The organism is Lutibacter sp. HS1-25, from assembly GCF_004121075.1.
Lineage (GTDB): Bacteria > Bacteroidota > Bacteroidia > Flavobacteriales > Flavobacteriaceae > Lutibacter.
The window spans coordinates 1-17045 of the sequence record NZ_RHLN01000043.1 but is presented as its reverse complement, the minus strand read 5'-3'; the positions used below and the strand labels follow the sequence as shown (position 1 = coordinate 17045).

Sequence of the window (17045 nt, the reverse complement as noted above, 5' to 3'; positions counted from 1 at the left end):
TTAAGCGATTCGAAATTGAGAAGAGTCTGTTATTGTTTAAAAAAATAAGCCCCTTAAAAAGGAGCTTATGAAATATGGTGTTTGTGTTTTAAGGTTTTGTGTAATGGTTATTGGTGTTAGGTAACGTAATTTATAATTCATCAAACACCTTAAATATTTTTTCACTAAAATTTTTTGATGTAATTTCTGTAAGTAATACTTCCTTATATTCTACACTTTTTAGTTTTTTGAATTTTTTTATGATTGTTTCGTTTTTGGGTGTTGATTTTTGTAAATCGTTATCATTTGAAAATTCAAATTCATTATAATTTAACTTTTTTAAAGGCCAATAAAACACCCAATGTTCAGAAACTGTAGGTGATGTTGTCCAACTATTTGAACTAAATGAAAATTTAGCAATTCTAATAACTGGAGAGCTTTCTAAATTAAATTCTAATGCGTAAATATTATTATCTTTTCTTATTTCGTTTGATAGTGAATCCTCATCTTTTCTTGGAGAATCTTTTTTTTGATACAGTTTTACAAATGAATTAATTAGCCAACCGAAAGGTTCGTTATCTGACTTCCATCTTAAAAAGGGTTTTTGGTCCTTAATTATATTAATAAATCCATTCTCAATACATTCATTATCAAGTGCAGAGAATAATTTGTTCAGGTTAGAATAAGTTTCTCTGACTACTAAAAATGCATTGTCTATATTTTGTGCTGTATCATTCATATTTATAGGATAATTTAAATATTTTTCTTTTTAATTGAAAGGAGAATTTTTCATTAAAGTTGAATTTGAAGAAGCTATTTCTAGAAATATTTTCTTTTATAAAAAATGATTTAAAAGTGTCAAATCCTTTTTGATTAAGATATTTGATTAAGTCATTTATTATTATTAATTCGTTTGAAGATGAGTTGTATTTTTGTAAAGAAATGAGAATTTCTTGCCAAGATAGAAAACCAAAAGAAACATTATTACTAATTATATTTCGATTTAATACAGCGTAATATGTATGAGAAGCACTATTTTCTTTAGCTAAAAATAATAAAATCTTTTTTTTTAAGGGATATTTATTTTCTAACATTCGGGAATATCTGGATAGCTGATTACAACTATTTTGTATTTCATTGTTCTCGAGATTAGAAACTTCATCATCAGATGATAAACCAGAATTGTATTTTATTTCTATACCTATTACATATTCACTTAATTCAATAATTAAATCGATTTCATTACCCTCAAATTTAGGCCAAAAAATAAATGGGTCTTGCGTTTTACAAATGGATTTAAGTGCTTTGTCAAAAATATTATTGTCTTCTGTTTTATTAAAAGTACTTGATTCAAAGATACAAGGAATTGTATTTTCAATATTAGTATATCTGATAATTCCGAAAAAGTTACCAGTTAACAAATCTTCGCTATTCGAAAGTTTAGATGGAATTTTATTATTGATTTCTGCTATCATGCTGCATTCAAGGTTCTAACGCAACAAACGTTGCATTTTTGGAAACATAATTTTCCGATGTATAAATTTAAGTTATTTATATTTTAGAAACATTCTATTTTTATGTATTTAGCATTTTTTTATACCAGTTGTTGTAGCCAGTGCTTTTAACTATTTTCAATTCGGAAGAGTTTATTATCTTCTGAAAGTTCCAATATAAAATTGTCAGAGTTATTTAATTCAACAGGCAACTTGTCCTTTAAGATTGATGCAACAAATTGAATATTATTATCATTCACGAATTGAGCTATTTTAACTAATTGATTGTCGTGCATTAGTTCTTTTTTATCATTTAGCAGAAAATCCATACTCGACATTTCTTCGTTACGTGCAAAAAGAATGTATGCAATATCGAAACAAGAAATCTCTCCTTGTTTTTTTCCTGAACTAAAATTTGTGTTAAAAGCAGAAAATTTATATAATCGTTGTCCTTTTCGATTTGTTATTTTCTCATATTTTAATGCATATTTCTCGTCATATAGGTATTCAGAAACTGAAGAGAAATATTTATTGAATTTGTTTAATTGAGTTTTTACTTTTTCTTCGAATTCATCAGAAAATAATGCTTCATCAATTTCTTTTAGTTCGTTGTTGTAAGAATTCAGATTATCTTCAACTTCTTGCAGTTGTTGGATTATATTTTCATATTCTCCTTTTATTCTGTATTTCTCAGTTAATTCACTAATTAAAAGTTCTAATTCTTCAAATGAATCACTTTTAGCTATTATTTTAGATAATTTAGATTCTTGAATTAATAACGTTTGTAGTTGTTTGTTTCTTTGTTCAAGTTTTTGTTCCAAATTAGGTAATTCATTATTAATAAACTTTGCTTTCTCTACAATCATTTGATTATGGTAATTTACCATATTTTCAAATGATTTTTGCAATTCTCCTAATATGTCTGTTGCTTGATTATAAATTTGTTCTAGTTGAGGAAGGTCAATTTCTGATTTATGTGCTTCTAAATCGTTTTTTGCCTCAATTATTAATTCCTTTCTAATATTTATTTTACTGATCTCAGAACTTAATTTGTTAATTTCATATTTGATTTCATTTAATTTCTTCAAATCTGAATCAAAATTTTCGTTTAAATTTAGCTTGGATTTTTTTGAATTTAATTCCTCAATATCATTTTCAATGAGAGAAAGTGTAGTTTCATATGCTGATTTTGTTTGAAATTTCTCTAACCTCTTTTTGAAATTATCCTCTTGACGTATGTTTTGAAGTATCCCTTGCTTTTGATTCCCTTCATTGAACTCACAACCTAATAGATATAGATATAATGTTTCATATTCAGCATCAGATGTAAATTTATCCAATGTTTTTAGAGTGTTATTAATACTTAAATCTTTATATCTAATGTTATGAGAAATGATTTGGCGAAAACTTGGTTTTTCTACTACTAGATTTGGGAAAAACAATTCTTTTAGTACATCTTCAAATTCTTCATCTGTATATGGCTGTCCATTTATCCGTCTAATAACCGTTTTTATTGAACTCAAGAAGTTGCGTTCAATTACAATTTCGTCTTCATCAGTGGAATTTAAGGAATTTGATAAGGTTAATACAACTAAAACTTCATTGTCTATAAGGAAGTTTTTTACAAGAGAATAAACTTCTTTTGGATTTTCAGGGTCTTGCCATACATTATTTTTGTTTGCTCCAAAACAAAAATCAATCAGTTTTAAAACCGTTGTTTTTCCTATGTTATTACCTGTTATGCTTTCATCACTTTCGTCCACAATTAAATTAATTCCATTGCGGAATTGAATTTCTCGAATTACTGAGGAATTTTTACTATTTATTATTTCAAGTGATTTTAAGAACATAAGTTTACTTCTCCTTTTTTTAATTCAGCTACATTAATTATATAAAGCCAATCTAGGCATAAAATATATACTGGAAATGATATTTTTTTATTTTTAGTTACTATATGATATAAATCAAGCATATCTAGTTTACCAAACTCTTGAAGAGTTTGTAAAACTAACGATGCATTAAAATAAATGCTATTTTCAGGATGAATATTATCAGGCAGTAGCATATTTATAATCTTTTGGGTTTTCAAAAATTTTACATCTAATAAATGCATCAACTACTAAAATATCAATACATAATTCAATTTCGTCAATAGGTATATTCTCTAAATTATTACTTATTAGAACTTTGTTTTTAATATTTTCTATAGTATTAAAAAAGATATCATCTTTATTAACTGTTTTTTTTAGTTTTCTGTATTCCTTTTTTATTGAATTTAAAACTGAGTTGCTTTTATTTGCGCCTAATAAATCGAATTCTGTGTATTTTTCATCTACTTTTTTATAATAGACACAAAATTCTTCAATTACTTCTCTAGCTTCATCAAGTTCATTAAATTGTATTTTTCTTTCTATTTCAAAACTATTGGAATTATCGTCAATATGCGAATCATCCCATTTTTCAAGTGATAAAATATTTATTATAGTAGCTAAATTACTATCTAATTTTATTATATCAATTTCCCCTCCTAATTCATCTTTTATGAATTCATAGAGTTCTTTTTGACTTTTTATGTTTTTTGTGAGAATAAAATTTAAAATCGTCTTTATATCAAATATATCATTCTTAGGGTCAAAACTTACTGAATGAGGATTTGAGAATGTTTTAGTTCTTAAGTCTGTGGCATCTATTGAAATAGAAATGAATTTAAAATTATAACCGCTATATTTTTTAAAAATATTTTTTGATAAAGTCGACTCTATTTTTTGTTTAGTACAAGTAGCTGATACTTGAAAAATTATTTTGTTTTTATGGTCTATTAAATCAATAGCTTCAACATTTTGAGTATTACTATTTAAATTAACTAGCTCATAGCTATATAATAAATTAAAAAAATGAAGATAAAAGTTTTCTGAATGCAAGTGAAGATTAAGGATGTTTAGTTTTCCCTTTGTCTGAATTCGATGAGCAAGTACGTGGATTTTCTCATCTATGTATTCAAAATATTTACTTCTATTCATTCTGGTTTAAGATTTGCTCAAAGATAATTATTAATTTATGTTATTATTCGATTTTTCGTACTGTTTTTCTGCATTGGCTACAACGTACTTTTATAAGATTTGTGCAACTGGAAAATCGGAGATTTTTCGGTTGTAGTAAATCGGTTTGTTAGAATGTTTGTTGTTTTTGTTTTAGTTTAAACAAAATTTAAGCATCTATTTTATAAGTTGTTGACTACAGTTATTTTATTCCTTTTCGTAATTTTCAATTGTTTCTAATAACTCTTTTTCAAATCTGTAAATTTCATCGATTGACTCAATCGACTCTTTAATTTCTTTTTTATTCTTATCAAATAGACTGATATATTTTTTTCCTCCATTTAAGTGAAGTCGGCAAATTGGTTTTCTATTATTGTCATCTAATAATATTCCAAAATATGATTGAGTGTCTCTGTGAACAATTCTGTTTTTGGGAAGATTACGTCTTAAAATAGCAACAACAATTTGAAAACCTTCTAATTCCTCCTCTGTTGTAATAATATTGTTTTTTGTATCTTCCTCGATAACTTCCTCTTGTTGTTTCTCAGTTTCTTTGTTTAGCGCAGAAGTTAATCTGTCATTTACTTTTTCACTGATATACTGATTTGTCGCTTTTAGAACTAATTCTTTAAATTGCTCCATAACTTTTTCTGTTAATCTGCCAGAATAAACAGGATTAGCAAAATGTCTTACAAACTCAGCTGATGGTTCTTGAAATTCTTTATCTAGAATTTTCTTAATTTCTTTCGTGTATTTTAATGAACTTGCGTTATCAACAATTTTATTTACATCAAAATTTGATTTATGAAATTTTGCAATTTCGTTAATTGTTGATTCTTTAACACTACAAACATTAAATTCAAGAAATGGTTTTTCATCCATTTTATTTGACTCTTCTAAATCTGAATAAAATTTATATTCAATTCCGTTTGTTAAAAGAGCAAATCTTGTTTTGGTTACGTGGAAGTATCTAAATAATTGTGAATTGTGGATGTTTAAATCTTCTTTCCAATTTTTGCACTCAATTATTAAAATTGGTTCTCCATTTTGAAATATTGCATAATCAACTTTTTCTCCTTTTTTAAGACCTAAATCTGCTGTAAACTCAGGTATTACCTCCGTTGGGTCGAAAAGGTCGTAACCTAGAATATTAATAAAAGGCATAATGAAAGCATTTTTTGTAGCTTCTTCAGTTTCAATTTTTTCTCTCATTTGCACGATTTTATCGGCTAATGTTTTCAGCTTGTTTTGTAATTCCATAGTGTCTTTTTTTTATAATTTTATTTTTTTTCGTAATTGTGGGCAACTTTCTAATATACTTTTTTTAAGTATGTTTATCCAATTAAATCTTTTAGATAAAAGATTTTACACCTATTTTATTATTTTTGATTATGCAATTTTTTGAACATACTTATTTAATGGAACAGTATTTAAAAAAATGTTTATTGTTCATTTATAATGATTTTAAATATGCTTTGTGATCATTTGACACATTCAAATGTATGATACAAAAATGAATTGAGATTACGGGAAACCGTATTGTTAACTCATTTTTTATTTTTAGGCAATTATTAAACATCAATAATTGTTACTTTCAAGTTATTTTGTTTGCTAGTAATATTCCCCTCTTGAGAGGGGTTAGGGGTGTGTAATTATAAATTAGTTTAATTATTAACAAAATCAACGCTACCGAAAAATTGCTTTTCATCAACCCTAAAGGGAGTCAATTTTTCAATAGAAAAGTATTTAGTATCTAGTAATAATCATTCATTTGAACTACACAAACAACAGATTTCCAGTCAAGCTGAAAATGACGTATTGCCACGTCGCTTAGCCCCAGCGCCATCTGGCTCTATCACTAAAAATGTTCACAGAACATTTTTTTAACGCTCAGCCCTCTCCTTGAGGAGGGCAGGGAGGTGTATTATCAATACAAAAGCCAACAGCTAATAGTCAAAAGCTAAAAAGCCAGTATACAGTAACAGTTCTAAGTTTTAAGTCGGTATTAATAATTAATTCAACCATTTTCATTATTAACTTTTCATTATTAATTAGTAACAGTATTCTTTGAATCGTCATCCTCGCGTATGCGGGGATCTGTTAATATAAATACTAAAAAGCATGTTTTGTCATTTCGATTGCAATGAGAAATCACATAAAACTGAGCATTGGATGTGGTTCCTCCTTCGTCGGAATGACAAGTTATAAATGGTATTAAGTTTAAATTATTGATTTTTAAGCCAAAAGCAAAAAAAAAGTAAAAAAGCGAGTGCAATAAATCCGCTTGTAAGCGACTGCAAATATAATGTTTAATTCATTTAAAAATTTTATCTATACTTTTATTCACAAAAAAAATTGAATAACTTTTAAACAACAAATTGTTAATTATTAATTGGTTGAAATTACGATTTAGTTTTATACTATGAGCTTATTTAAGCCCGCTTGAAAAAGAAATGACCACTTATGTATGTATTTCGTTTTATTTAGCAGAAAGTATATTTAGAAGCGCTGGAAAAGGGTGAAATATAACTTTTCCCAAATAACACAAAAAAATACTTTTTGTGTTATAAAACAAAAGCCTTAAAGTTGGCGCTTTAAGACTTTTTTTAAACTGGTAACGCTAAAAGAAGCGTTAGATTTTATGCTCAAACAAATCTACCATTCTTCTTTTAGCTTACCAAAATTTTTATCATAAAATTTAGTACATCCTAAATGATGTGCACTGGTAGCTATTATTATCTCTTGAAGATATTGAATTATCTCTTGATGTTATCAAATTATCTCTTGATGTTATTAAAATAAGCACAAATCTTACTAAAATAACCTACTTTGTCCTATTCACACTTTAAAAACATTTAATTTTAACTATAAAAACAGGACTTAAAGGATGTTCATTTTTTAAAAGTTATTCACAATTGTTAGAAACTTTTATGTATCGGTTTTAAGTCAAAAGCCAGTTTTCAGTAGCAGTTTTCAGTAGCAGTTTTAAGTTTTAAGTTCTAAGTTCTAAGTTCTAAGTTCTAAGTTTTAAGTTTTAAGTTGGTATTCATTATTAACTTTTCATTATTAATTTTTAATTAGTAGCAACCAACTAACAACAAGTATTCTTTGAACCGTCATCCTCGCGTATGCGGGGATCTGTTACTGCAAATACTAAAAAGTTGTGCTTCGCAGTTCATCGATAAAAAAAGAAATCGACTTTAGGAGATTCACGAACACTTAATAAAATAACAAATGGGTGAGCTAACCAAAAAAATCTAGTCTGATGTTATTTTTCTATAAAATTATCAAATCCTTTTATCCATCACGCCCAGACCGCTGCGCTCTTTGGACGCTGCTCCGGCCAACGCTAAAGAATTTGATATTTTATAATGGTATTCATTATTAACTTTTCATTATTAATTATTCATTATTTAGCCAATAGCCGTTATAGAAATGTGCTTTATTTTCTGTGTTTAGTTGTCTGTTAATCTATAATTATTACAAATTTATCCATCACGCCCAGACCGCTGCGCTCTTTGGACGCTGCTCCGGCCAACGCTAAAGAATTTGATATTTTATAACGAAAAATTCCATAGGACGAGTTTATTATCAATACAAAAGCCAAACCGCTGCGCTCTTTGGACGCTGCTCCGGCCAACGCTAAAGAATTTGATATTTTATAACGAAAAATTCCATAGGACGAGTTTATTATCAATACAAAAGCCAACAGCCTGTTTTAATTAACTCTATTATTCTTTTTTTACTCACTTTTTTTATTGTTTTTTATGTGTTCGTGATGTGCTTCGCAGTTCATCGATAAAAAAAGAAATCGACTTTAGGAGATTCACGAACACTTAATAAAATAACAAATGGGTGAGCTAACCAAAAAAATCTAGTCTGATGTTATTTTTCTATAAAATTATCAAATCCTTTTATCCATCACGCCCAGACCGCTGCGCTCTTTGGACGCTGCTCCGGCCAACGCTAAAGAATTTGATATTTTATAACGAAAAATTCCATAGGACGAGTTTATTATCAATACAAAAGCCAACAGCCTGTTTTCAGTAACAGTTTTAAGTTCTAAGTTTTAAGTTGGTATTCATTATTAACTTTTCATTATTAATTATTCATTATTTAGCCAATAGCCGTTATAGAAATGTGCTTTATTTTCTGTGTTTAGTTGTCTGTTAATCTATAATTATTACCCAAAATACTTTTGTATTAATGAAAGTAATTCATCTTTCTTAATTGGTTTTGAAATATAATCGTTACATCCCGCTTCGATTGCCTTCTCTCTGTCCCCGGAAAGTCCAAAAGCTGTTTGTGCAATAATGACAACATCTGTGTTGAATTGTCTTATTTGACGTGTAGCTTCATAGCCGTTTATATCTGGCATTTGAATATCCATAAGGATTAAATCAATATTAGCGTTATTTTGGCAAGCTTCAATTGTTTCGACTCCAGTAGTTGTTGTTAAAATTTCACTGCTAAACGGTTTTACATTAATGGAAACCAACATTTTGGATGCTTCATCATCTTCCGCAATCAATATTTTCAGTCCTGAGACTTCAGAATTAATATAATTCTCTGCGCTTTTGTCCGAAACAACTTTTGAAGCAACATTTTTTTCTTCAAGTTCAACATTGAAAGGTAGGGAGAAATAAAAGCATGAACCTTTTCCTTGTTCACTTTCAACCCAAATTTTTCCGCCTAACAACTCCACATATGCCTTTGCAATACTTAGACCCAATCCAGCACCTTGCCTTGCTTGAATATTAGCAATATCTGCCTGAATAAATCGTTCAAAAATGGCTTTTTGACGGTCTTTTGGTATACCTATGCCGGTATCTTTTACATAAAATTGTAGTTCATTTATTTTGGTTGGTAAGCTTGTAGAACTATACCCGAATTCAATTGAACCGTTATCTGTATATTTGATAGCATTTTTCACCAGGTTTGAAAGAATGGCAAACAATTTTTCTTCGTCTGTTTTAAAAATAGCCTCATCCATCGGCAAACTATCTTTAATGACTAAATTTATTGCTTTAGCATCAGCATCAGGTTTTAAGAGTTCATAAACGTATTCTAACTTCTCAGTTATATTTACTTTTTTAATATTAATTTCTGTTAACCCTGATTCTATTTTCGAAATATCCATAATTTCGGAAATAATGTTAAGCATGCGGGCACCACTTTTTTGAATTACTTTTATATATTTCTGCTGTTCTTTACTTTCAAGGTCGGGCTCACTCAATAACGCTGAAAAACCAAGAATTCCATTCATAGGAGTACGGATTTCGTGGCTCATATTGGAAAGAAAAGCGGATTTGAGACGGTCGCTTTCTTCTGCTTTTTCTTTGGCCGTAATTAGATCGAATTCAAGTTGCTTTCTTTTTGTAATATCAAGCTCAATTCCATCAAAACACATTACCCCGTCAATTAAACGAGGTTTTGAGATAAAATACGACCAACGAATACTTCCATCAATATTTACCATTCGTGCTTCTGTCTCAAAAATTGACATTTCTAGCAAAGCCTTTTTTTCCTTTGCAATTAGATCGTCAATATCATCTGGGTGTACTTTACTATATATCAAATCAGGATTTTGCATTATTTCATCAGGTGATACTCCATATAAATTCCCGACAGCTTTACTTACATAATTAAACCGTCTCTTATTTTCATCCAATAAAGCAATCTGATAAAGCATTCCGTTTACAAAATTATCAGCAATTAAATTTAATTGAAGTTCGCTTTCTTCTGCTTTTTCTTTGGCTATTAATAGTTCAGATTCGTATTTCTTCCTTTCAGTAATATTCCTTGTAACTGCTAAAATAAAGGGTTCATTTTTAAGCATAATTATTCGGGCAGAAACCAATGCGGGAATAATTGTTCCATTTTTTGCCCGGAATAAACTTTCAAAATTTTCCATATAATCATTTTTTCTGAGTGTCTCTATAAAAGTATTTCTATCTTCCGGCACAGCCCAAATATTTATTTCAGAAGCTGTTTTTCCTAATACTTCTGTTTCAGTATAACCTGATATCCTTGTAAAACCTTCATTTATTTCTATATATTCACCATTTAATGTACTAATACTAACCGCGTCGGGACTGGTATAAAATGTAGCTTTAAATTTTTTTTCGTTTTCTTCTGTTTTCTCTTTGGCTTTTAATAATTCTTCGTTTTTTGCTTTTAATTCCTGAGTGCTTTCTTCGGCTTTTTTGTTTTTATCTATAAGCTCATGTTCGTAATTATTTCTTTCGATTTCATGAGCAACCCTAACGGCTACAATTTGAAGAATTGTTTTTATTTCTTCTGGATTTTTTATTGGTTTAGTGTCGAGTATGGATATTAGTCCAAGTGGAGCGCCTTTAATATCCCAAAGTGGAATGCCAATGTAGCCTTCTGCGTGCATATCTACCAACATTGAATCTTTGGGAAATAAATTTTGAATATTATTTTCATAGCAGCAAAGATTCTTACCCATAACATTCTCGCAAGGTGTATTTGTTAGGAGATAACTAATATTGGGTTTCACATTTCCACCCGAAATAAAAGAAAGTGCTTCGGCAGTTTGTCCGTCGGGATTAAGTTTGTTAATTATAACGTAAGCAACTTGTAGCCTATCAGCAAGGAACAATGCCAATGAATCAAAAAAATCACGTTCATCATTGGTCCAGCCCTTTTGGGCTATAAATTTTAGAGTTTCATTAACTAATTTTTCCTTGGTGTTCATACTCAAACTATTATTGTTTTGAATAAAATTGAAATTTACAAATATTTTGATTAGTAAACAATGTAATTAAATCTGTTACTTTCCTCAAGCATTGGCTGCGAGTTTTTATATGATTTGTGCGTCTGGAAAATCGGAGATTTTTCTGCCGTAGCAAATAGTTAGTTTAATGTTTGTCGGTTCGTTATTTAGTTTAAATGTAAGCATAGATTTTATGAGAGTCTTAAGTTTGTAAATCATTATATTTAATAATTAATCAGAAAGAATAAAAGAGAGGAATAAGGTTAGTTTATAATGAATTTAAATATGCTTTGTGTTATTTTTGTGTTATTGAAAAGATCTCCAATCAAGTTGGAGATGACGTCATAAAATTTATAATCTTGACTTTAAAATTATTTTGTTCCGCTAGGTTTATCGAATTTTTAGTTTCTTTACTTTTTCCATCCCAAAAGCCACTAACACATTTGCATAATTTGCTATTTGTTCGTTGCGTTTTGTTCCTGCAGCTTTTCTGTATCGTTTCCAGTCTGCAGGAAATTTTGTGACAATAATTTCTCACCACAATTTTAAACTTTGATTGTAAAACCATTGTTTCATAAAAAACAAAATGCCTAGCTATTTTTAACCAGGCATTTTGTTTGTTGTTGAGTTTTATTTTTTTATAAATTTTAAACTATTTCCATTTTCAAACTTCAGGAAGTAAACTCCATTAGTCAAATTTTGAATGGTTATTTTTTCTTGGTTAGAAATGTTTCCATTTTTTACTTCAGTTCCAATAGTGTTCCAAATAGTGTAATTTTCATTCTTCTTTAATCCAGAAATATTAACATATTCACTTGAAGGATTTGGGTATAAATTTAATTGTGTATTTGTTTCAATATTATTTGTAATCCCAAGAGTTGAATTTATTAAATGAAGGGTGCTTTCTTTTTGTATGTTATAATCTGATAAAGTTCTACCATCTTCAAGGATAATATCATTGTATTTTAGTATTTGATTTTCTGGAGGAATTCCTTCTTTATCTTGAATTTTTGCTTTAACATTCTCAATAGTATCATTGGCTTCAACTTCAAGTGCAATGTTTTTTCCTGTGACTGTCCTGACAAATATTTGCATTGATGATACGTTGAAGGATAAAAAAGTAAATAAAATTAAAGAGTAAATTTGTTTCATTTGTTAATTATTATTTAGTTAATGTTTAATTTTTGTTAACGGTTCGGCTTTGGGTAGTGTGGATTTATAAAAGTTATTTTGACTCAAACGTTCTGTTGAATTTATCAACATCATTTTGGGTTAGCCTCCATTGCTTCTCATTTTGATCAAAAGTAATTTTATTTTTTTAAATCATTAAATTTTAAGAAATAATCTTTAGCACTATCAATTTCAATTTGATAGCATAAAAATACTTTTTTGGTTTCTTATATTTTGAAAAGCTTGTTTCATAAAAAACAAAATGTCTAGCTATATTTAGCCAGGCATTTTGATTGTTTTTGAGTATTTATACATCTGTCAGCAATGGCTTATAATCTGAAAAAGTACTTAAAATTCATTTCAAAAACTGTAAAAAGTGATGCAAAACAGGTGCATCATTTTATTTTAACATTAGAGGGTTTTGTAGGCCTTCAAATAAACCTTTTTAAGCAATTCGAAATTGAGAAGAGTTTGCTGTTGCTTTAAAAAATAAGCCCCTTAAAAAGGAAGCTTCTGAAATAGGATATTTGTGTTTTAAGGTCTTGTGCAACGGCTACGCGTGTTAACCTTTCGTCTTTAATTTTTGTCTTTACTATTTTTCAGGATACATGCTTTTTGAAATCCCATATTTTTCAACATGTTTTTTAGCCATTTTTTGACCTTTGCTAATTTCTAAATGTGATATGTTAAAATGATTGATTAAATTCCAGGCTATTTGATAATGCTCGTAATCGTTTTGTGCTGATAATAACATCCATTTATAGGCAAGAGATAAATCTTTCGGGGTATTAAATTTATCCGTTAAGTATGTAGAACCAAAAAGGTATTGTGCTTCAGCAATACCTTCATAAGCTACTTTTTCTAAACAATCTGAAAGACACTCATAATTGTTTATTTTTTGAAACTGGTAATGTAAATAAAATTTTGCTGCAGTATGACCTTGATTAGCTGATTTTACAAACCATTGTTCAGCTTCATCCCAATTTCTAGTTACCGTTCCGCTTTTAGTGATAGTGGGTTGTTTCCAAGCTGACTCAAAATATATTTTACCCATTTCAAATTGAGCTTCGGCATCGTCATTTTGAGCTTTTCTTAGTATTTCTGAATTGAGTTGAGGAACATAAGTTTTACAACCAAAAGATGTCAACAACAATAAAAGAAAGATAGAGGTTTTTAAATATAGACGGCTCATGGTTTTTAATTATTTATTGATTGTAATACAATATGATCTTCAAAACCCGAATAATAATTTGACAAATGTCCATCTGAAGCTGGCCATTTAATTGAACTGGGTTCTACTTTTATAAAGAGATTAGCGTCTTCAATTTTTTCCAATGTCCAAATTGAAAAAAAATAGCCAGACATCATATAAAGGTCTTTGATATATGAATAAGTTTTTTTCTTTTTATTTTCAATGCTTTCTATTTCTTCAGAGGTAATAGCAATTAAGATGACTTTTAATGTTTTATCATCATTCATAATACAATTATATTTGTAAATATATTGCACTTTAAATGCATCATTTATATTTAATCTAACAGTTAGTTTTCTTTTGTTAAACTCATAAGAATGCACAATGCTATCTTGCTTCACAAAATAAGTACCTTCTAAATTTTCTAAGGATTGAGCATATAAAGAAAAGCTAAAGAAAAAGACTAAAACAAGAAGAAATTGGGAAGATATATATTTCATATGCTATAGAATTTAAATGGTCGGTCATAGTTCTGACTAACTGTAAATTTAGTTATTTTTTGTTCTTATCCTTTTATTCATATTCGATTAACCTACTTTTTTATAGGATTTTTTTCGGCAGGGTACTTTTTGTTCTTTCATGTTTGTTTGTAATAAGTTGTCTAATTTTTAGTCAACCTATTTCAGGAAAGTACAATGGCTTATAATCTGAAAAAGTACTTAAAATTCATTTCAAAAACTGTAAAAGTGAAGCAAAACGGGTGCATCATTTTATTTTAACATTAAAGAGTTTTGTAGGCCTTCAAATAAAACTTTTTAAGCGATTCGAAATTGAGAAGAATTTACTGTTGCTCTAAAAAATAAGGCCCTTAAAAAGGAGCTTATGAAATATGATATTTGTGTTTTAAGGTCTTGTGTAATGGCTACCAGTGTTACCAAACGTACTTATTTATTGTCTTCAATTATTTTCATTAATTTATCACATAATTGGCAACCATCATCTCCTTTTATTTTTCTAGCAATTTCAATATTGTTTACACTATTATTAAAATCACCATCATATATCTGTTGAATTGTATACTGCATAATTAAGTTATAATAGTCCAAATTATTTCGTATGTATCTTTTAGCGTCCTTACCATAAAATTTAACAAAAGGCATATGTCCTTTAAGGAAGTTAATGTGAGATAATAGTCTTGAAGCGTCAAAGTTATCAGGACTAATATTTTTAATTTTTTTACAATATTCTTCTGCTTTAACAATATCTCCACTTCGATAATAATAAAAAGCAAGTACGGTTAATTCGTCAATGGTGTTTTCATTTTTGGTCTTAATAGCCATTTTAGAATTTATAGATTTCCTAAAATTTATTGTGTCTGATTTTTGATAATAAATAGATGTAATTGCATCGTAGCACTCGATTGAATTGAATTCCAAATCTTGTTTTTCTATTGGGAAATTTTGAATAGCATTTTTATAATAGTCAACTGATTTATCCCATTCATCTAGCATAAAATAAGCATGACCTAAACAGCGATTTGCTGTGTATTCATTTAGTTTTTGTTGCTCTTTTAATGTATTTAAATTTAAAATGATTTCCCGAAGTTTATTTTTTTCATAATCTGTATAATTAAATATAATCTTGTGATTACCTTCCGTTTCAAAAAGAGTAACTTTAAAAAAAAGCCCCAACAAATCAGCCATTAGTCTGCAATTCTCTATTTCTAAATTGCCTTTGTTTATTATTAAATATTCATCAAGCAATGCATAATTAATAATCTCATTGTAATTTTTATTAGCCCATTTTTTCATATCGCCCCCATTCTTAGTTATTGAAATAGTAGCACTTTGGAAACTTTCAAGGATTTCTGACATTGCCAAGTATAAATATGGAAAAGAAACATTCTCAACCTGGCTGTTAAATAACATTTTTATCAATTCCTTAGCTTTTTGATATTTACCACTAGAAATTAGTATTAAAGGATAAAAGTACATGGAGATTGAGTCATTTGGATTAATCTTAACAGATTTACTAAAATCACTTATTGCTGTCGTATCATTAAGATTAGCCTTTAATAAACCTCTAAAAGAAAAATAATTGGCGCTGTCCTTATCAAAGTGTTTTATGTCTATGTTTTTTAATGCTTTTACATAAAACGTATTCGCTAATTCAACATTTTTATTTTTTGAATAATAATCCGCAAGATTGTTTAGATGGATTGGATTAAGGCTGTCATTGCCCATTTTTTCTAATAAATCATTCAAATATGCTTTACCATAGTTTTTACCATCGGACATATCTTCACGTTTGCTTTTTAAGTCATTTGAAGTGATATTATAAGAAATGTTGACCTCAATGTCATATAAGTCTTTAACCATCTCCATAAGTTCTTTTTTTGACTTATCCGCTAAAGAATTACTGCTTATTCCATTTTGTCCAGATACTAAAAATGAAGCAAAAAATATAAATCCTAAAAGTAATTGTTTCATTATATGTAGTTGTTTTTTAATATGTTTGGCAACTTTCTAATACACTTATATTAAGTATGTTTATTCGGTTAAATTTTTCTGATAAAATTATTTTGTATTTATTTATTATTTCTGATTGTGCAATTTCCCTAATGTACTAATTTAACTAAAAAGAGTTTATAAAATATGTTTATTGTTAATTTATAATGAATTTAGATATGATTTGGGTTATTTTGGGATTATTTAAAAGATCTCCAAACAGGTTGGAGATGACGTTTTTGCAGGTTTGAGGTGACGAATGGTTAAAAAAATACTGCTGGAGATGGGGGAATTTATATCGAGATATTATTTACTTTTTATGGGCACGGAATACAATTCCGAGCTAACGTGTGTGTTATATACGCGCCATCGGGTTATCTATAATCCGAGTTACAAACACTATAAGTTGCCTAATCATTTATTAAAATTTAACGAAACCCTTATTACTTTTCAAGAAAAATTTCCAAGAGATAACTAGACTACAGTTTTTAAGGATTCATTGATCAATGATTATGGATCATTCTCAAAAGTTGTGTGTGAATTGAATTAAAATTATGATTTTTGTTTAAAAAATAAATTTTGGACAATTATCTAGACTTACTAAAACTCATACTCCCTGAGTTTTTAATCAACCACTTCTATCTGGTAAAGAACACCAAAAACGGTGAAGTAATGCATCTTTATTTTGAAGAGCGAAATATACCTCCAAAAGAGCAGGTTTCCAAAGTTCTAATAGCGCACGGTTTTCACAAAGAAGTAACAATCCAAGATTTTCCATTACGTGGAAACACGGTTTATCTACACATAAAACGACGTAGATGGCTGGACAAAACAACCAAGGAAGTTATTCAAAGAGATTGGAACTTAGTAGCACAGGGAACACGGATGACCACCGAGTTTGCTGCTTTTTTAAAAGAAATTAGTCAA

12 protein-coding genes are annotated in these 17045 nt (G+C 28.5%); 1 reads left to right on the top strand and 11 read right to left on the bottom strand.

Going from position 1 to position 17045, the window contains the following annotated elements:
• Positions 1 to 130 precede the first annotated feature (130 nt).
• The 11 genes from EC396_RS11365 to EC396_RS11310 form a co-directional block, all read right to left on the bottom strand.
• A complete protein-coding gene (locus EC396_RS11365) occupies positions 131 to 718 on the bottom strand; it encodes a hypothetical protein (protein ID WP_129366811.1) in 588 nt (195 codons plus the stop codon).
• The gene (locus EC396_RS11360) at positions 711 to 1454 is read right to left on the bottom strand and encodes a hypothetical protein (RefSeq protein ID WP_129366810.1); all 744 of its coding nucleotides are present in this window, start codon (positions 1452 to 1454) and stop codon (positions 711 to 713) included. The genes EC396_RS11365 and EC396_RS11360 overlap by 8 nt, the downstream gene beginning before the upstream one ends.
• Positions 1455 to 1600: 146 nt before the next feature.
• Positions 1601 to 3322 (bottom strand): DUF2326 domain-containing protein, encoded by a 1722-nt coding sequence (locus EC396_RS11355; protein ID WP_129366809.1) that lies wholly within the window; start codon positions 3320 to 3322, stop codon positions 1601 to 1603.
• Positions 3313 to 3537, bottom strand: a complete 225-nt coding sequence (locus EC396_RS11350) for an ABC-three component system middle component 6 (RefSeq protein WP_129366808.1) — start codon at positions 3535 to 3537, stop codon at positions 3313 to 3315. The genes EC396_RS11355 and EC396_RS11350 overlap by 10 nt, the downstream gene beginning before the upstream one ends.
• Positions 3524 to 4492, bottom strand: a complete 969-nt coding sequence (locus EC396_RS11345; protein ID WP_129366807.1) for an ABC-three component system protein — start codon at positions 4490 to 4492, stop codon at positions 3524 to 3526. The genes EC396_RS11350 and EC396_RS11345 overlap by 14 nt, the downstream gene beginning before the upstream one ends.
• 225 nt (positions 4493 to 4717) lie before the next feature.
• Positions 4718 to 5770: a type I restriction endonuclease gene (locus EC396_RS11340; protein ID WP_129366806.1), complete on the bottom strand. Its 1053-nt coding sequence runs from the start codon at positions 5768 to 5770 to the stop codon at positions 4718 to 4720.
• A gap of 2923 nt (positions 5771 to 8693) precedes the next feature.
• Positions 8694 to 11231, bottom strand: coding sequence for a PAS domain S-box protein (locus EC396_RS11335; RefSeq protein ID WP_129366805.1), 2538 nt, complete (start codon positions 11229 to 11231; stop codon positions 8694 to 8696).
• 648 nt (positions 11232 to 11879) lie between these two features.
• Positions 11880 to 12401: a ubiquitin-like protein gene (locus tag EC396_RS11330; protein ID WP_240665694.1), complete on the bottom strand. Its 522-nt coding sequence runs from the start codon at positions 12399 to 12401 to the stop codon at positions 11880 to 11882.
• A 610-nt stretch (positions 12402 to 13011) separates the two neighbouring features.
• Positions 13012 to 13611, bottom strand: coding sequence for a tetratricopeptide repeat protein (locus EC396_RS11320; RefSeq protein WP_129366804.1), 600 nt, complete (start codon positions 13609 to 13611; stop codon positions 13012 to 13014).
• A gap of 5 nt (positions 13612 to 13616) precedes the next feature.
• Positions 13617 to 14111, bottom strand: coding sequence for a hypothetical protein (locus EC396_RS11315; RefSeq protein WP_129366803.1), 495 nt, complete (start codon positions 14109 to 14111; stop codon positions 13617 to 13619).
• A gap of 444 nt (positions 14112 to 14555) precedes the next feature.
• Positions 14556 to 16100, bottom strand: coding sequence for a hypothetical protein (locus EC396_RS11310; RefSeq protein ID WP_129366802.1), 1545 nt, complete (start codon positions 16098 to 16100; stop codon positions 14556 to 14558).
• A 597-nt stretch (positions 16101 to 16697) separates the two neighbouring features.
• On the opposite strand from EC396_RS11310, the gene EC396_RS11305 reads away from it, so the two are divergent.
• Positions 16698 to 17045 (top strand): transposase family protein (locus EC396_RS11305; RefSeq protein WP_205757945.1); only part of this gene is annotated, 348 nt, incomplete at its 3' end.